The organism is Ramlibacter ginsenosidimutans, from assembly GCF_016654015.1.
Taxonomy (GTDB): domain Bacteria; phylum Pseudomonadota; class Gammaproteobacteria; order Burkholderiales; family Burkholderiaceae_C; genus Ramlibacter; species Ramlibacter ginsenosidimutans.
Window position 1 is genome coordinate 634,806 of sequence record NZ_JAEPWM010000001.1, and the last position, 15,629, is coordinate 650,434.

General features: G+C 69.1%; 16 protein-coding genes. 10 read left to right on the forward strand and 6 right to left on the reverse strand.

Annotated elements, in window-relative coordinates:
* The first annotated feature begins 40 nt into the window (after positions 1 to 40).
* From JJB11_RS03100 to JJB11_RS03110, 3 genes are all read left to right on the forward strand, one after another.
* On the forward strand, positions 41 to 745 hold the full coding sequence (locus JJB11_RS03100) for a 50S ribosomal protein L25/general stress protein Ctc (protein WP_201166431.1): 705 nt from the start codon (positions 41 to 43) through the stop codon (positions 743 to 745).
* A 130-nt stretch (positions 746 to 875) separates the two neighbouring features.
* Positions 876 to 1,490 (forward strand): aminoacyl-tRNA hydrolase, encoded by a 615-nt coding sequence (gene pth / locus JJB11_RS03105; RefSeq protein WP_201166432.1) that lies wholly within the window; start codon positions 876 to 878, stop codon positions 1,488 to 1,490.
* Between the two features lie 225 nt (positions 1,491 to 1,715).
* Positions 1,716 to 1,895, forward strand: coding sequence for a hypothetical protein (locus tag JJB11_RS03110; RefSeq protein ID WP_201166433.1), 180 nt, complete (start codon positions 1,716 to 1,718; stop codon positions 1,893 to 1,895).
* A 183-nt stretch (positions 1,896 to 2,078) separates the two neighbouring features.
* Here JJB11_RS03110 and JJB11_RS03115 read toward each other — a convergent pair whose 3' ends face one another.
* The gene (locus JJB11_RS03115) at positions 2,079 to 2,336 is read right to left on the reverse strand and encodes a YfhL family 4Fe-4S dicluster ferredoxin (protein WP_201166434.1); all 258 of its coding nucleotides are present in this window, start codon (positions 2,334 to 2,336) and stop codon (positions 2,079 to 2,081) included.
* Between the two features lie 44 nt (positions 2,337 to 2,380).
* Here JJB11_RS03115 and JJB11_RS03120 point away from each other — a divergent pair, with 44 nt between their 5' ends.
* From JJB11_RS03120 to JJB11_RS03150, 7 genes are all read left to right on the forward strand, one after another.
* Positions 2,381 to 3,331 (forward strand): ABC transporter permease, encoded by a 951-nt coding sequence (locus JJB11_RS03120; RefSeq protein WP_201166435.1) that lies wholly within the window; start codon positions 2,381 to 2,383, stop codon positions 3,329 to 3,331.
* Positions 3,328 to 4,206 carry an ABC transporter permease gene (locus JJB11_RS03125; RefSeq protein WP_201166436.1) on the forward strand — a complete coding sequence of 293 codons (879 nt, stop codon included), beginning with the start codon at positions 3,328 to 3,330 and terminating at the stop codon, positions 4,204 to 4,206. Before JJB11_RS03120 ends, JJB11_RS03125 begins: the two co-directional genes overlap by 4 nt.
* Positions 4,207 to 4,211: 5 nt before the next feature.
* Positions 4,212 to 5,249 (forward strand): ABC transporter ATP-binding protein, encoded by a 1,038-nt coding sequence (locus JJB11_RS03130; protein ID WP_201166437.1) that lies wholly within the window; start codon positions 4,212 to 4,214, stop codon positions 5,247 to 5,249.
* On the forward strand, positions 5,246 to 6,106 hold the full coding sequence (locus tag JJB11_RS03135) for an ATP-binding cassette domain-containing protein (RefSeq protein ID WP_201964569.1): 861 nt from the start codon (positions 5,246 to 5,248) through the stop codon (positions 6,104 to 6,106). Before JJB11_RS03130 ends, JJB11_RS03135 begins: the two co-directional genes overlap by 4 nt.
* 103 nt (positions 6,107 to 6,209) lie before the next feature.
* The gene (locus tag JJB11_RS03140; RefSeq protein WP_201166438.1) at positions 6,210 to 7,700 is read left to right on the forward strand and encodes an ABC transporter substrate-binding protein; all 1,491 of its coding nucleotides are present in this window, start codon (positions 6,210 to 6,212) and stop codon (positions 7,698 to 7,700) included.
* A gap of 19 nt (positions 7,701 to 7,719) precedes the next feature.
* A complete protein-coding gene (locus JJB11_RS03145) occupies positions 7,720 to 9,144 on the forward strand; it encodes an amidase (protein ID WP_201166439.1) in 1,425 nt (474 codons plus the stop codon).
* The gene (locus tag JJB11_RS03150) at positions 9,134 to 10,471 is read left to right on the forward strand and encodes a tetratricopeptide repeat protein (protein WP_201166440.1); all 1,338 of its coding nucleotides are present in this window, start codon (positions 9,134 to 9,136) and stop codon (positions 10,469 to 10,471) included. The genes JJB11_RS03145 and JJB11_RS03150 overlap by 11 nt, the downstream gene beginning before the upstream one ends.
* Here JJB11_RS03150 and JJB11_RS03155 read toward each other — a convergent pair.
* From JJB11_RS03155 to JJB11_RS03175, 5 genes are all read right to left on the reverse strand, one after another.
* The gene (locus tag JJB11_RS03155; protein WP_201166441.1) at positions 10,426 to 11,100 is read right to left on the reverse strand and encodes a histidine phosphatase family protein; all 675 of its coding nucleotides are present in this window, start codon (positions 11,098 to 11,100) and stop codon (positions 10,426 to 10,428) included. The genes JJB11_RS03150 and JJB11_RS03155 overlap by 46 nt on opposite strands.
* A gap of 234 nt (positions 11,101 to 11,334) precedes the next feature.
* Positions 11,335 to 11,841 carry a pantetheine-phosphate adenylyltransferase gene (gene coaD, locus JJB11_RS03160; RefSeq protein WP_201166442.1) on the reverse strand — a complete coding sequence of 169 codons (507 nt, stop codon included), beginning with the start codon at positions 11,839 to 11,841 and terminating at the stop codon, positions 11,335 to 11,337.
* Between the two features lie 47 nt (positions 11,842 to 11,888).
* On the reverse strand, positions 11,889 to 12,476 hold the full coding sequence (gene rsmD, locus JJB11_RS03165; protein ID WP_201166443.1) for a 16S rRNA (guanine(966)-N(2))-methyltransferase RsmD: 588 nt from the start codon (positions 12,474 to 12,476) through the stop codon (positions 11,889 to 11,891).
* Between the two features lie 363 nt (positions 12,477 to 12,839).
* Positions 12,840 to 14,180, reverse strand: a complete 1,341-nt coding sequence (locus JJB11_RS03170; protein ID WP_201166444.1) for a M16 family metallopeptidase — start codon at positions 14,178 to 14,180, stop codon at positions 12,840 to 12,842.
* A 14-nt stretch (positions 14,181 to 14,194) separates the two neighbouring features.
* Positions 14,195 to 15,619 (reverse strand): M16 family metallopeptidase, encoded by a 1,425-nt coding sequence (locus tag JJB11_RS03175; protein ID WP_201166445.1) that lies wholly within the window; start codon positions 15,617 to 15,619, stop codon positions 14,195 to 14,197.
* Positions 15,620 to 15,629 lie beyond the last annotated feature (10 nt).

The window sequence follows — 15,629 nt, forward strand, 5'->3', positions numbered from 1 at the left end:
ATCGCGCTGGTCGCGGTGCATCCCTGATTGGAGAATGTTCATGAAATTCGTCGCTTTCGAGCGCAAGGCGGAAGGTACGGGTGCGAGCCGCCGTCTCCGCAATATCGGCAAGACCCCCGGCATCGTCTATGGCGGCTCCGGCCAGCCGCAACTGATCGAGCTCGATCACAACGCGCTGTGGCACGCCCTGAAGAAGGAAGCCTTCCACTCGTCCATCCTGGACATGGAGCTCGCCGGCAACACCGCCAAGGTGCTGCTGCGTGACGTGCAGTACCACCCGTACCGCCAGCAGGTGCAGCACATCGACTTCCAGCGGGTCGAGGCCAACACCCGCCTGCACATGAAGGTGCCGGTGCACTACAAGAACGCCGAGGAATCGGAAGCCGTGAAGCTGGAGCACTGCCTGGTGAACCCGGTCGTGACCGAACTGGACATCTCCTGCCTGCCGGCCGACCTGCCCGAGTTCATCGAGATCGACCTGTCCGGCCTGAAGAAGGGCACGTCGCTGCACCTGAACGACATCACGCTGCCCAAGGGCGTGAAGGCCGTCACGCACGGCAAGCCGAACCCGGTGCTGGTCTCCGTCGTGGTCGCCGCCGCTGAAGAATCCGCCGCGGACGCCGCTGCGGGCGCCGAAACCGCTGCTGCCGCACCGGCGGCCGACGCCAAGGCCGCGCCCGCTGCCAAGGGTGGCAAGGAAGCCGCTGCCAAGCCGGCAGCCAAGGCCCCCGCTGCCAAGAAGTAAGCATCGCCTTCCCTGCGCGAGCGGGGACGTCGACGGAAAGCCCGCGCAAGCGGGCTTTTTCGCATCCGGCCCGCGACAATAGTTCCATCGCCGCGCCGCGCAGCGCGGCCTAACCTGAGAGCCGTGAACCATGATCAAGCTGTTCGTCGGGCTGGGCAACCCCGGACCCGAGTACGAAGCCACCCGCCACAACGCCGGTTTCTGGTGGGTGGACGAGCTTGCGCGCGACCTGAAGGTGAACCTGGTGCACGACCGCGGCTACCACGGGCTGGTCGCCCGCGCCAACGTGCATGGCCACACGGTGTGGTTGCTGGAGCCGCAGACCTTCATGAACGTGTCGGGCAAGTCGGTGGCGGCGCTGGCGCGCTTCTACAAGATCGCGCCGGAGGAGATCCTCGTGGTGCACGACGAACTGGACGTGGTCCCCGGCCAGGCCAAGCTCAAGTTCGGCGGCAGCCACGCGGGCCACAACGGGCTGCGCGACATCCACGCGCAACTGGGCACGGGCGACTACTGGCGGCTGCGCATCGGCATCGGCCACCCCGGCGTGAAGTCCGAGGTGGTGAACTGGGTGCTGAAGAAGCCCTCGCCCGAGCAGCGCACCGCCATCGAGGAATGCGTGACACGCACGCTCAAGGCGGTGCCCGCGATGCTCGCCGGCGAAATGGACAAGGCCACGCTGATCGTCCACACGCACAAGGCGCCCCGGCCCAAGCCACCGCGGCCCGAGCCCGACCCCACCTGAACTCCGCGAGGAGGAGACGATGCCCCTGAAGACACCCCTCCTCCTGGTCCTGGCCCTCGCCGGCGCCGCGGCGTCCGCGCAGACCGTCTACCGCTGCGGCAACAGCTACGGCACCAAGCCCTGTTCGGGCGGCGCCACGCTGGACGTCAGCGATCCGCAGCGGCCCGCCGATGCGGCCCCCGCGCGAACCAGGCCCGCCAGGAAGACTGGAAGCGCGCCGAGGCCATGGAGAAAGCACGCCTGGCGCAGGAGAAGAACGCGCCCAAGGCCCTCGTGATCGGCCCGCAGGAGCCGCCGGCCAAACCCGAGCCCAAGAAGCACGCCAAGACGGACAAGAAGCACAAGAAAGGCGAGCCGCAGGACCCGGACGTGTTCACCGCGAAGGCTCCGGCCGCGAAGAAGTAGCCGGTAGGCAGCCTCGGATCGATCGAAGAATTGAACGCAGAGGACGCAGAGATAGCGCAGAGGACGCAGAAAAAACCTTCTTAGTCTTCTCTGCGTCCTCTGCGTAACCTTTGCGTCCTCTGCGTTCTCCTGACCGATCGGCCCCTCGACAAGAGCCCGGCCCCTCGACAGGAATCCGGCCCCTCAGCCCTTGGCTTCGCCCGTGAGCCGCCGGTACTTCTGCCACAGCGTCTCGCGGTCTTCGACGCGCGCGGGGTTCACCGGGATGCACGCCACCGGGCACACCTGCACGCACTGGGGCTCGTCGAAGTGGCCCACGCACTCGGTGCATTTGTCGGGGTAGATCTGGTAGATCTCCGGGCCCAGGAAGATCGCCTCGTTCGGGCACTCCGGCTCGCACACGTCGCAGTTGATGCACTCGTCGGTAATCATCAATGCCATGTTGTTCGGAGCTCCTGGTACGGTTCTGGCATTATCCCGCGCGCATGTCCCTGTTCCTGTTCAAGCGCCTGATCACCCTGGTTGCGACGCTGTTAGGCACCTCGATCGTGGTCTTCCTGGTGCTGGAGATCCTCCCCGGCAACGCGGCGCAGATCATCATGGGGCCCGACGCTTCGCCGGAGGCCGTGGTGGCGCTCGCGCACAAGCTGGGCCTGGATCGGCCCGCCGCCACGCGCTACTGGGAATGGATCACGGGCCTCCTTCACGGCGACCTCGGGCTGAGCTACGCGTACAGCACGCCGGTCAGCGAGCTCGTGTCGGAACGGCTGGCGCTCACCGTCCCGCTGGCCCTCATGGCGATGGCCTTGACCACCGTGATCGCCCTGGTCGCGGGCATCTACGCCGCCTCCCGGCACAACAAGGCCGGGGACGTCGGCGTGATCGGCCTGACGCAGGTGGGCATCGCCATCCCCAACTTCTGGTTCGCCATCCTGCTGATCCTGCTGTTCTCGGTAAAGCTCAAGTGGTTCTCGGCCGGCGGCTTTCCCGGCTGGGATGAAGGCATCGTGGCCGGCCTGCGCGCCCTGCTGCTGCCGGCCTTGTCGCTGGCCGTCGTGCAGTCGGCGATCCTCACGCGCATCACGCGGTCCTCGGTGCTGGACGTGCTGCGCGAGGACTTCGTGCGCACGGCGCGGGCCAAGGGGCTGTCGCGCCGCGCGACGCTCTGGAAGCACGTGCTGCGCAACGCGCTCATTCCCGTCATCACGGTGATGGGCCTGCAGTTCGCCGAGCTGCTGGCCGGCACCATCGTCGTGGAAAGCGTGTTCTACCTGCCGGGCCTGGGCCGCCTGATCTTCCAGTCCATCTCCAACCGCGACCTGATCGTGGTGCGCAACTGCGTGATGCTGCTGGCGGCGATGGTGGTGATCGTGAACTTCGTCGTGGACGTGCTCTATGCCGCGATCGACCCGCGCGTGAAGGCGAGCGATATATGAGCGCAGTTCTCGACACCGCCCCGCTCGCCCCGCTGCAGGCCCACGGCTTCTGGCGGCGCGCCCGCCGCAACCCGAGCTTCATGGTCGGTCTGGTCCTGAGCGTGCTGCTGGTGTTGGCGGCGGGCCTGTCCTTCGTGTGGACGCCCTTCAACCCGTACGAAGTGGACATGGCGCTGAAGCTGCGCGCGCCCGATGCGCAGCACTGGCTGGGCACCGATCCCTATGGACGCGACGTCGTGTCGCAGCTGCTGGTGGGCGCGCGCGCCTCGATCGTGGTCGGCGTGGTCGCCGTGGGCATCGGACTGGTGATCGGGACGGCCTTCGGCCTGCTCGCCTCCGCGCGCCGGGGCTGGGTGGAGGAGCTGATCATGCGGGTGTCGGACTTCGCGTTCGCCTTCCCCGCCATCCTCTCCGCGATCATGATGACGGCCGTGTTCGGCCCGGGCATGGTCAACGCGATCATCGCGATCGGGATCTACAACATCCCGACGTTCGCCCGCATCACGCGCGCCTCGGCCAACGCGGTGTGGGGCCGCGAGTACGTGCTGGCCGCGCGCGCCTGCGGCAAGGGCCGCGTGAGCATCACGCTGGAGCACGTGCTGCCCAACATCCTGTCGGTGCTGATCGTGCAGGCGACCATCCGCTTCGCCATCGCCATCCTCGCCGAGGCGGCCCTGTCCTACCTGGGCCTGGGCACGCAACCGCCGCAGCCCTCCTGGGGGCGGATGCTGAGCGAGGCGCAGACCCTGATGTTCCAGGCGCCGCTGCTCGCGGTCTTCCCGGGCGTCGCCATCGCGCTCGCGGTGATGGGCCTCAACCTCCTCGGCGACGGGCTGCGCGACCTGTTCGATCCGCGCCTCGCGCGCAAGCGCTGACCGCCATGCCCCTGCTCGAAGTCCGCGACCTGTCCGTGCAACTGCAGACGCAGCGCGGCCCCGCGCTCGCAGTGCGCAACGTGGGCTTCACATTGGAGCGCGGCGAGACGCTGGGCATCGTCGGCGAGTCGGGCTGCGGCAAGTCGCTCACGGTCATGGCGCTGATGGGACTGCTGCCCGAGGGTGCGCGCGTCACGGGCAGCATCGCGTTCGAGGGCAAGGAGCTGGTCGGCCTGCCCGAGCGCGACCTGCAGGCGCTGCGCGGCGACCGCATGGCCATGGTGTTCCAGGAACCGATGACGGCCTTGAACCCCGTGCACACCGTCGGCGACCAGGTGGCGGAGCCGCTGCGGCTGCATCGTGGCGTGTCGCGCGCCGAGGCGCGCAAGCAGGCGATCGCGCTGCTGGACCGCGTCGGCATTCCCGATGCGGCGCGGCGCGCGGACGCGTACCCGCACCAGTTCTCCGGTGGGCAGCGGCAACGCATCACCATCGCGATGGCGCTCGCCTGCGGGCCGGACCTGCTGGTGGCCGACGAACCGACGACGGCGCTGGACGTCACGATCCAGCGGCAGATCCTGGACCTCGTGCGCGAGCTGGTCGCCGAGCGCGGCATGGCGCTGGTGCTGATCTCGCACGACCTGGGCGTGATCGCGCAGAGCGTGCGGCGCATGCTCGTGATGTATGGCGGCAGCGTGGTCGAAAGCGGTGCGACCGCATCGGTGTTCGCGCATCCCGTGCATCCCTACACGCTCGGACTGTTCGCCGCGCGGCCGGGGCTGCGCACGGCCAAGGGCCAGCGGCTCGCGACGATTCCGGGGACCGTCCCGGAACTGGTGGACCTGCCGGCGGGGTGTCCGTTCGCGGGACGCTGCGGCTTCACGGTTCCGGAGTGCCACGTCACGGTGCCGCCACCGTACCAGGTGGACCCCGGGCATGTCGCGCGCTGCATCCGGCTGGAGGCGGTGGAAGCCACGAAGGCGGCCGGCGCCGCTGCCCTGACCGCCACCCTCGCGCACGGGGAGAGGGAGGAACAGCCGTGACGCGCGTGGATGTCCTCACCCCCACCCTCTCCCAAGGAGCGAGGGAGGAACAGCCGCTGCTGCAAGTCGAGAACCTCGTCAAGGACTACACCTTGCCGCGCGAGTCGCTGTTCGCGCCGCCGGGCCAGGTGCATGCATTGCGCGGCGTGAGCTTCCGCATCGCGCCCGGCCGCAGCCTGGGCATCGTCGGCGAGTCGGGCTCCGGCAAGTCCACGCTCGCGCGCCTGGTGATGGCGCTGGACCAGCCCACGTCCGGCAGCGTGCGCCTGCTGGGGCGCGACCTGCATGCCTTGCCGCGCGAGGAACTGCGGCGCGCCCGGCGCGATTTCCAGATGGTGTTCCAGGACCCGTACGGCTCGCTCGACCCGCGCCAGAGCATCGAGCGCATCGTGTGCGAGCCGCTCAGCGCGCAAGGCACGCCGCGCGACGAGCAGCGGCAGCGCGCGCGCGAAGCCGTGCAGGCCGTGGGCCTGCGCAGCAACGACCTGGGCAAGTATCCGCATGAATTCTCTGGCGGCCAGCGCCAGCGCATCGCGATCGCGCGGGCGCTGGTCACGCGGCCGCGCCTGATCGTCGCGGACGAACCGGTCAGCGCGCTCGACGTCTCCGTGCAGGCGCAGGTGCTCAACCTGATGCAGGACCTGCAGGCGGAGTTCGGCGTCACCTACATGCTGATCAGCCATGACCTGGCCGTCGTGCAGCACCTGTGCGACGAGGTCGCCGTGCTGTTCCAGGGCCGCATCGTGGAGCAGGGAGCGCCGGAGCGCCTGTTCGCGCATCCGGAACACGAGTACACGCGCACCCTGGTGGACGCCGTGCCGCGCGCGGAGCCGCCGCCGCTGCAGGCCTCCCGCTGACGCCCCCAGTGATCCCCTCTTGCCTCGCGCGCGCAATGTCGGGGATGATCATCGCTCGGCCGCACCGGCCGCCACCAACAACGACCTCCCTGGAGTTGCACCCATGATGAAACGCCGCAGTGTCCTGACCCACTCCGCCTCGCTCGCCGCCCTGGCCACCCTGCCCGCGGGCGTGCTCGCCCAGGGGCGCAAGGACGGCATCGTGCTGGGCATGGCCCTGGAGCCGAGCCCCGGCCTCGACCCCACCGGCGGCGCCGCGTCCTCCATCGCGGAGGTCACGCAGTACAACATCTACGAGACGCTCACCAAGATCCATCCCGATGGCTCGGTCACGCCGCTGCTGGCGGAGAGCTGGGAGGTCTCGCCCGACCTCACCACCTACACCTTCAAGCTGCGCAAGGGCGTCAAGTTCCAGAACGGCGAGCCCTTCAACGCGCAGGCCGTGAAGTTCTCGTTCGACCGCGCCGGCGCCGAGAAGAGCACCAACAAGGACAAGCGCACCTTCGCGGCGCTCACCACGCGCGCCGTCGACGAGCACACGGTGGTGGTCCTGACCAAGGAGATCGACCCCGACTTCCCCTTCCTGATGGGACAGGCGACTGCCGTGATCGTGGAGCCGAAGAGCGCCGACACCAACATGACCAAGCCGGTGGGCACCGGTCCGTACATGCTGGAGAACTGGGTGAAGGGCTCCTCGATCTCGCTGAAGAAGTGGGACGGCTACCGCAACGCGTCCGCGATCAAGCTGCAGCGCGCCAGCTTCCGCTTCATCGCGGACCCGGCGGCGCAGGTCGCGGCGATGCTGGCCGGCGACATCGACGCGTTCCCGCGCATCACGCCGCGCAGCGTGGAGCAGTTCAAGGGCAACCCGAAGTTCCAGGTCGTGGTGTCGGGCTCGCGCGCCAAGACCATCATGGCGATCAACGACAAGAAGAAGCCCTTCGACGACGTGCGCGTGCGCCGCGCCATCAACATGGCGATCGACCGCAAGGCCGTGATCCAGGGCGCGGGCGACGGCTACGGCGTGCCGATCGGCAGCTACTACCCGCCGAGCGCACCGGGCTACATCGACCTCACATCCGTCGATGCGTACAACCCGGACAAGGCGCGCGCGCTGCTGAAGGAAGCCGGAGTCAGCAACCTGGACGTCACCATCACGCTGCCGCCGCCGCCGTACGCGCGGCAAGGCGGCGAAGTGATCGCCTCGGAGCTCTCCAAGGTCGGCATCAACGCGAAGCTGCAGAACGTGGAATGGGCGCAGTGGCTCTCCAACGTGTACGGCGCGAAGAACTACGACCTGACCATCATCTCGCACGTCGAGCCGTTCGACCTGGGCAACTTCGCCAAGCCGGACTACTACTGGAACTACCACTCGCCGAAGTTCGACGAGCTGTACACCAAGTACAAGTCCACCGGCAACGCCAAGGACCGCATGAAGCTGCTGGCCGACATCCAGCGCCTGATCGCCGAGGACGCGCCGATGGCCTTCCTGTACCAGCCGCAGTGGGTGACCGTGGCGAACAAGAACGTGCGCGGCCTCTGGAAGGACATGCCGATCTTCGCGAACGACCTCTCCTCCATGGCCTGGGCCTGAGGTCACAGGAGCAGTACCGATGCCGGAGGCCTTGCACGAACTCTCCGCCCCAGCCCTCGTCGAGCTGTATCGCCGGCGCGAAGTCTCGCCCGTCGACGTCGCACGCAGCGTGCTGGGACACGTGGAGCGCTGGGAACACCACTTGCACGCCCTGTTCCTGCTGCGGCCGGAGCAGGTGCTCGAGCAGGCGCGCGCGAGCGAGGCGCGCTGGCTGAAGGGCCAGCCGCTCGGCCCCATCGACGGCGTGCCGGTCACGCTGAAGGACAACATCGCCACGCGCGGCGACCCGACGCCGCTGGGCACCGCGGCCACCGAGCTGGTGCCGGCCACGGCCGACGCGCCCCCGGCCGCGCGCATGCGCGAGAGCGGCGGCGTGCTGCTCGCGAAGACCACCATGCCCGACTACGGCATGCTGTCCTCGGGCCTCTCCAGCTATCACGCGCTCGCACGCAATCCCTGGGACCGCAGCAGGACGCCGGGCGGCTCCAGCTCGGGCGCGGGTGCCGCCGCGGCAGCCGGCTACGGACCGCTGCACGTCGGCACCGACATCGGCGGCTCGCTGCGGCTGCCGGCGGGCTGGTGCGGCATCTTCACGCTCAAGCCGAGCCTGGGGCGCATCCCGATCGATCCGCCCTACACGGGCCGCGCCGCGGGCCCGATGACGCGCACCGTCGCCGACTCGGCCCTCTTCATGGAGGTGCTCTCGCGCCCCGACGATCGCGACAGCATGAGCCTGCCGCCGCAGCAGATCGCGTGGTCGACCTTCGAGTGCGGTCCCGAGCGCCTGCGCGGCCTGCGCATCGGCCTGCTGCTCGAAGCGGGCTGCGGGCTGGCCGTCGAACCCGAGGTCCGGGCGGCCGTCGAGCACGCAGCGCGCCTGTTCGAGCGGGCGGGCGCGGTCGTCGCGCCGATGAAGCCGTTCATGACGCAAGGCATGCTCGATGGCATGGACTACTTCTGGCGCATGCGCTCGCACGTGGACATGCGCGCGCTGCCGGCGGAGGTGAAGGCGCGCGTGCTGCCCTACATCCAGAAGTGGGCCGATTCGGCCGCGGGCCTGACCGGCGAGGCGACCTTCCGGGCCTCGCACCAGTTCCACCTCACGCGCGTCGCTGCGGTCAACGCGTGCCGCGCCTTCGACTACGTGATCTCGCCGGTCTCGCCGGTGCCCGCCTTCCCGGCCGAACTGCCCTCGCCGACCAACGATCCGCTGCGGCCGCTGGAGCACATCGGCTTCACGGTGCCGTTCAACATGTCGGAGCAGCCGGCCGCATCGATCAACTGCGGCTACACGAGTACCGGCCTGCCGATCGGCCTGCAGATCGCCGGCAAGCGCTTCGACGACCTCGGCGTGCTGCAGGTATCGCGCGCCTTCGAGCAGATCCGCGAGGCGCAGCGGCCCTGGCCGCAGCCGCCCTCGGAAGCCATGGCGCATGTCGACTGATGCGCTCGGCAACAACATCACGCTGCGCGAGCGTGCCAGCCTCGCCGCGCTGAACGACTTCGTCGAAGGCTTCATCGCGAGCGAGGCACGCGCCGCCAACATCCTGCAGGCGCAGCAGGATCCGAGCCCGCTGGTGCAGGCGTACTGCGCCGCGCTGCACATGTTCGCCGAGTCCGCCGACGCAGCGGCAAATGCGCGGCCCTTCCTGCAGCGCGCGCAGGCGGCCGCTGCCGAGGCCGACGAGCGCGAGCGCCGCTTCATCGCCGCCGTCGCCGCGTGGGTGGACGGCGACCTGCCGCGCGCCATCGCGCTGCACGAGGAGCAGGCGCTGGCCTGTCCGCGCGACCTCGTATCCCTGAAACTGGGGCAGTACCACCTGTTCAACCGCGGCGACTCGCCCGGCATGCTGCGCATCGCCCTGCGCGCAGCGCCCGCCGCCGCGGACGTGCCCTACTTCCACGGCATGCTCGCCTTCGCCTGGGAACAGTGCCACTTCCTCGATCAGGCCGAGGCGAGTGCACGGCAGGCGATCGCCATGCGCCGCAAGGAGCCGTGGGCGCACCATGCGCTCGCGCACGTGCTGCTCACGCAGGGGCGGCTGCGCGAGGGCCATGCGTTCCTGCAGGAGGTGAGCGCGACGTGGACCGGCCTCAACTCCTTCATGGTCACGCACAACTGGTGGCACCAGGCCTTGTTCGCGCTGGACCTCGATCGGCCCGAAGAGGTCCTGGCGATCTACGACGGTCACGTCTGGGGCGAGGTGAAGGCCTACAGCCAGGACCAGGTCAACGCCGTGTCGCTGCTCGCGCGGCTGGAGCTCGCAGGCGTCGACGTGGGCGATCGCTGGGAGGACGTGGGCGCGCATCTCGCGCAGCGAGCGCATGACCATGTGCTGCCTTTCCTCGACCTGCATTACCTGTACGGCCTGGCGCGCTCGGGCCACACCGAGCAGGCGCGCGGCTGGCTAGCGAGCATCGAAACCCACGCCGTGCAGTGCACCGGAGCGCAAGCGCTCGTGTGGCAGCGCGTGTGCGTGCCCGCGGCCCGCGGCCTGCTGGCCCACGCGTGCGGCGACTGGAAGACGACGGTGGAGGCGCTGGGTCACGCCCTGCCGCGGATGGTGGAGGTCGGCGGCAGCCATGCGCAGCGCGACCTGTTCTCGCAGATGCACCTGGACGCCCTGGTGAAAGCCGGCCATCTCGCCGGTGCGCAGAACCTGCTGCAGCCGCAGTTGCGCGCGCAACCCGAATCGATGCGGTTGCGGCGGCAGGCCGCCGCCCTCTACACCGCCCTGGACTTGCCGTCCTCGCTCACGAACTTGCGCTGATCGTAGACGGGCTGCGGCGGCAGGTCGGCCAGGTGCCGGGTGTCGGCCCAGGTGATGATCTCCATCGCACCGTCGCGCACGCGGATGCGGTTGAGCCCCGCGTTAGGGATCTCGCTTTGCCGAGGCCCGCTCAGGCCCAGCGAACGCGCGGTGCGATAGATCATGTCCAGCACGCCGCCGTGCGTGACCACCACGACGGTCTGCTGCGGGTGGGCGGCGACGAGGCGCTGCAGGAATGCCATCACCCGCGCATGGAAGGCACGCGTGGACTCGCCGTCGGGCATGGCGAAGTCCTCGTCGAAGCGCAGCCAGCCGGCCCACGCCTGCGGGTGCTCGCGCTGGATGTCTTCCACGCGCATGCCGTCGACGCGCCCGAAAGCCTGCTCGCGCAGCCCGGCGTCGGTGACATAGGGAATGGCGAGTCCGCCGGAGATCGGCGCCGCAGTCTGGCAGGCCCGCAGCAGGTCGCTCACGACCACTGCATCGGCCGGCTCGCCGGCGAGACGGTCGGCCAGGCGCCGCGCCTGCGCATGCCCGACCGCGTTGAGGCTCACGTCGACCTGTCCCTGGAAGCGCAGCTCCCGGTTCATGTCCGTCTCCCCGTGGCGGATCAGCACCAGCTCGGTCATGAATTGATTATCCGGGCCGTGCCCGTTGCCGGATGCGACCTGGCGCAAGCACCGTGCACTATTGCATCCGGCGGGCTGGCACGTGACGTGTTGCGGGTTTTGCAGCAACGCGGCGGCGTTGGCGCCGTGACGAAGTAGGCAGGTGAACGCAGAGTGCGCAGAGGTTACGCAGAGAACGCAGAGAAGACCTTCAATGAATTCTTTTTGCGTCCTCTGCGTTCCTCCTACCCGTTCTCAACCCTGCTCTCGACCGAGGCTGCGGACCTTTTCCACCAGCCGCTGCTGCACGCTGGGCGAGACGAACTGGTGGACCTCGCCGCCCAGCACGGCGATCTCGCGCACGAAGGTGCTGCTGATGAACTGGTACTTGTCGCTGGGCGTGAGGAACACCGTTTCGACTTCCGGCATCAGGTGCCGGTTCATGCCGGCAAGCTGGAATTCGTAGTCGAAGTCGGTGACCGCGCGCACGCCGCGCACCATGGCCTTGCCGCCGCGCGCCACGACGAAGTCGCGCACCAGCCCGCTGAAGCCCTCCACGGTCACCTGCGGGTAGGCGGCGAGCGCTTCGCGCGCCATGTCGATGCGCTCCTGCATGGTGAAGAGCGACTTCTTGTGGTGGCCGGCAGCCACCGCGACGATCAGGCGGTCGAACAGCTGGCAAGCGCGGCGGACCACGTCCTCGTGGCCGAGGGTCATGGGATCGAAGGTGCCGGGATAGACGGCGATGACGTTGGTGGCCATGGAGCTCTCCTCATCGCCTGGAATGGCAGGCCGGTGGCTGCGCGCGATTATGCAACCGGTCGCAACAGGTGCCCGTGGACGGCACCCGCGCGCATGTGCCGGTGCAATTCGAACCCGTGCCGCGCCAGCATCTCCTCACTCCAGGCGTTCGGCGCCTCCAGGTAGACGAAGCCCTCGGGCGCGAGCGCGGGCCGCGCCGCAGCGAGCGCCTTGTCGAACAGGCCGGCGTCGAAGGGCGGGTCCAGGAAGACGAGGTCCATGCTCGCGGGCGCCAGCCCGGCGAGCACCGTGAGCGCGTTGCCCCGCTGCACGCGCACGGTGTCGGCGTCCAGCTTCTTCACGATGGCGCGCAGCTGGTCGACCAGCACTCCCTCGGCCTCGACGAGCAGCACGTCGGCCGCGCCGCGCGAGGCGGCTTCGAGGCCGAGCGCGCCCGTGCCCGCGAACGCATCCACGCAGCGCCAGCCGGCGAGGTCCTGCCCCAGCCAGTTGAACAGCGTTTCGCGCACGCGGTCGGGCGTCGGCCGCAGGCCGGGCCGGTCGGCGACCGGCAGCGGCGTGCGCTTCCACGCGCCCCCGATGATGCGGACCTGGTGCGGAAGGCTGCGGCGTGCAGGCGGTGCGGTGCGAGGCATGCGGCGAGCTTAACTCTGCATGCCGTGACGATGGGCAGCGTGCCCCTGCAGGGAAGACCGACGGGGCACGCGTAGGCTGGCGGTGAGCACCGCGAACCCCAGCCAGCCGGCGCAGCGCAGGATGCTGGGGTTCGCCTGCGGCTCACCACCAGCCTACTGTGAACAGGGTGTGATTCCCCGGAAATCGCTGAAGAACAAAAAAAAGGGGTGCGGCCCTGGGCCGCACCCCACACTCTCTCTCCCTGTGAACTCTCTGCTTGCGTGCCTTCGCGTGACAGCGCAAGACCATTGTTCAGGCAGGGAGCCCGCAAACCAAGCCCGACCCCTGTCAACCTTGACAGGGGCCACTCCAAAAGGAGGAAGCTACTGTGGGTTCGCGGCGACTGCGCCAACCACGACGGTCACCATGCGGTCCGGCTGCAGCTTGCGCTCGAACGCCGCCTTGATCTCGGGGGCCGTGACTTTCTCGACCTGCTTCGTCCAGGTGTCCAGGTAATCCAGCGGCAAGTCGTACCAGGCGATATTGGCCAGGTTGCCCAGGAGCTTGCGGTTGCTGTCGATCAGCAGCGCGAAGCCGCCGACCAGGAAATCCTTGGCCGCCTTGAGCTCCGCCGGCGTCGGCCCTTCAGCCACGAAGCGCCGCAACACGTCGCGAGAGACCTGCACGGCTTCCTTTGCCTGGTCCGGCCGCGTCTGCAGCCCGATCTGGAAGGCGCCCGCGTTCATGCCCGGTGAGAAAGCGCTGTAGACGCCGTAGCTCAGCCCGCGCTTCTGGCGCACCTCTTCGGTCAGCCGCGACGCAAAGCCGCCGCCGCCCAGGATGTAGTTGCCCACCAGCAGCGGGAAGTAATCCGGGTCCGCGCGCCTGTAGCCGGGCTGGCCGATCAGGACCTGCGCCTGCGCGGCCTGGAACGGGATGTCGCGCTCCGCTGCTTCCGCAAGAGGTGCGACCTGCGGCACGACGGGCAGGGCCTCGCAATGCCCCGCCGGCAGGCGCGACAGCAGCGTCGTCGCGATCTCGTCGGCCTGGGCGCGGTTCACGGCACCGACCACGCTCACCTTCGCGCGGCACGGCTGCACCACGCGATAGAAGTCGCGCATGTCCTGCACGCTGATCTGCGAGAGCGTCTCCTCGGTCGCCTCGTAGCCATAGGGATGCGTGCCGAACACCGCCTTGTTGAAGGCGCGCGCGGCGACGGTGCCGGGGCGCGTGTTGGCCTCGCGGATCGCCGCCACCCAGCGCTGGCGCTCGCGTTGCCACACGTTCTCCGGGAACGAGGGCTCGCCGAGCTGGCGCGCGGCGAGTTGCAGCGCCTTGGGCAGCAGGTCGGGATAGGTCAGCGAACGCAGGCTGAAGCTCATCCGGTCGCGGCCGGAGCCCGCTTCGAAGCCGGCGCCGAGGTCGGCCCAGGCGTCGCTCAGCTGGTTCTCGTCCAGCGCGGGCTCCCCGTGGCCGGCAGCGATGCCCTTGGAGGTCATGCTGGCCGTTGCGCTCGACAGGCCGGCCTTCTCCGCCGGGTCGCGCCGGTCGCCGGCGTCGAAGTCGATTTCGACGTCCACGATCGGCAGGCTCGGGCTTTCGATCAGCCACACCTGCGCGCCGCTCGCCTGCTGCCATTTCTGGATCGGCAAGGCGGCCCAGGCGGGCAGTGCGCAAGCCAGGGTGAGGACCGAGGCGGCGAGGAATTTCGTCGTGCTCTGCATGTTGGCTTGTTCTTTCAGTCGGCGCGCAGGGGCACGGAGGGTTGGCGCGGCTTGCGATTGGGGTCCAGCGGCAGGGGCCGCAGGATGCCGACGGTGAGTTGGTCGTCGCCGAAGTAGCGGGCAGCGACCGACTTCACCTGGTCGGCCGTCACTTCGCGCAGCCGCGCGATAAGGCGTTCGTCGGCATCGACGGGCATGCCCACCACCCATTCGCTACCCAGTTCCTGGGCCTGGCTCATCACCGAGTCGCGCTTGTAGATCTCGCCGGCGATCCAGCGGGTCTTCACGCGCTGCAGCTCCGCTTGCGTCACGCCTTCGCGCGCGACCCGCGCGACCTGCTCGCGCAGCGCCGCTTCCACCTGCTCGGGCGTCTTGCCGGCGGCGGGTACGCCGGAGAGCGTGAACAGCTGCGGGCCGCGGCCCCACAGGCCGTTGCCCGCGTCGACGTTGTCGGCAACGCGATCGGGCCCTTGCGTGAGCGCGCGGTCCAGGCGCGCGCCTTCGTAGCCATCGAGCACTGCTGCGAGCACGGTGAGCGCCAGCGCATCGTCGTTGGCCGGCGTGTGCTCGAACGAATGCAGCTGCGGCACCTTGAAGGCGAGCGTCACGTACGACTGGTCGGCGGGCGCCTTCCACTCCAGCCGGCGCGTGCCCTTCTGCACCGGATCTTCGCGCAGCCTGCGCGCGGGCACCGGGCTCGCGGGGATGCTGCCGTAGTACTTGTCGACCAGCTTGCGCACCTGCGCCGGATCGACGTCACCGGCGATCACCACCGCTGCGTTCGCAGGCACGTACCAGCGCTTGTAGAAATCGCGCACGTCCTGTGCATTGAGCGCGTCGAGGTCGTTCATCCAGCCCACGACGGGATGGTGGTAGGGCGACTCCTCGTACACCATGGCATTGAGCTGCTCGTAGAGTTGCGCGCGCGGATTGTCGTCGGTGCGCATGCGGCGCTCCTCCTTCACGACCTCGATCTCCTTCTTGAACTCCGCGTCCGGCCACTGGTTGTGCGCGAAGCGGTCCGCCCCCAGCCGGATCACGTCCTCGAGCCGGTTGGCCGGAATCTGCTGGTGGTAGCCGGTGGTATCGCGGTTGGTGAAGGCGTTCTCGCGGCCGCCGAGCGCAGCGACCTGGCGGGAGAACTCGCCCGGGCCGGTGGTGGGCGTGCCCTTGAACATCATGTGTTCCAGGGCGTGGGCGACGCCCGTCTTGCCCTGCACTTCGTCCATGGAGCCGGCCCGCACCCACAGCATGTGCACCGCCGTCGGTGCACGGTGGTCCGGCTTCACGATGACGGTCATCCCGTTGGCCAAGTGGTACTCCAGGGCCTGCGCCTCGGCGGGCACGGGGCCGGAGATCTGGGCCGAGGCCGGAGGGATGAGGAGGAGGGGAAGGGAGGCCGCCAGGGCCAGCAGCGCAGGGCGCAGGATCGGTTTCATAGAATCCTCT

What these genes read in the sequence shown, in the direction of transcription:
- JJB11_RS03130 (WP_201166437.1), top strand. Translation starts at nt 4,212, where the DNA reads ATGCCCCTGCTCGAAGTCCGCGACCTGTCCGTGCAACTGCAGACGCAG.
- JJB11_RS03120 (WP_201166435.1), top strand. Translation starts at nt 2,381, where the DNA reads ATGTCCCTGTTCCTGTTCAAGCGCCTGATCACCCTGGTTGCGACGCTG.
- JJB11_RS03125 (WP_201166436.1), top strand. Translation starts at nt 3,328, where the DNA reads ATGAGCGCAGTTCTCGACACCGCCCCGCTCGCCCCGCTGCAGGCCCAC.
- JJB11_RS03115 (WP_201166434.1), bottom strand. Translation starts at nt 2,336, where the DNA reads ATGGCATTGATGATTACCGACGAGTGCATCAACTGCGACGTGTGCGAG.
- JJB11_RS03175 (WP_201166445.1), bottom strand. Translation starts at nt 15,619, where the DNA reads ATGAAACCGATCCTGCGCCCTGCGCTGCTGGCCCTGGCGGCCTCCCTT.
- rsmD (WP_201166443.1), bottom strand. Translation starts at nt 12,476, where the DNA reads ATGCCTCGCACCGCACCGCCTGCACGCCGCAGCCTTCCGCACCAGGTC.
- JJB11_RS03110 (WP_201166433.1), top strand. Translation starts at nt 1,716, where the DNA reads ATGGAGAAAGCACGCCTGGCGCAGGAGAAGAACGCGCCCAAGGCCCTC.
- coaD (WP_201166442.1), bottom strand. Translation starts at nt 11,841, where the DNA reads ATGGCCACCAACGTCATCGCCGTCTATCCCGGCACCTTCGATCCCATG.
- JJB11_RS03155 (WP_201166441.1), bottom strand. Translation starts at nt 11,100, where the DNA reads ATGACCGAGCTGGTGCTGATCCGCCACGGGGAGACGGACATGAACCGG.
- JJB11_RS03100 (WP_201166431.1), top strand. Translation starts at nt 41, where the DNA reads ATGAAATTCGTCGCTTTCGAGCGCAAGGCGGAAGGTACGGGTGCGAGC.
- JJB11_RS03140 (WP_201166438.1), top strand. Translation starts at nt 6,210, where the DNA reads ATGATGAAACGCCGCAGTGTCCTGACCCACTCCGCCTCGCTCGCCGCC.
- JJB11_RS03170 (WP_201166444.1), bottom strand. Translation starts at nt 14,180, where the DNA reads ATGCAGAGCACGACGAAATTCCTCGCCGCCTCGGTCCTCACCCTGGCT.
- pth (WP_201166432.1), top strand. Translation starts at nt 876, where the DNA reads ATGATCAAGCTGTTCGTCGGGCTGGGCAACCCCGGACCCGAGTACGAA.
- JJB11_RS03150 (WP_201166440.1), top strand. Translation starts at nt 9,134, where the DNA reads ATGTCGACTGATGCGCTCGGCAACAACATCACGCTGCGCGAGCGTGCC.
- JJB11_RS03145 (WP_201166439.1), top strand. Translation starts at nt 7,720, where the DNA reads ATGCCGGAGGCCTTGCACGAACTCTCCGCCCCAGCCCTCGTCGAGCTG.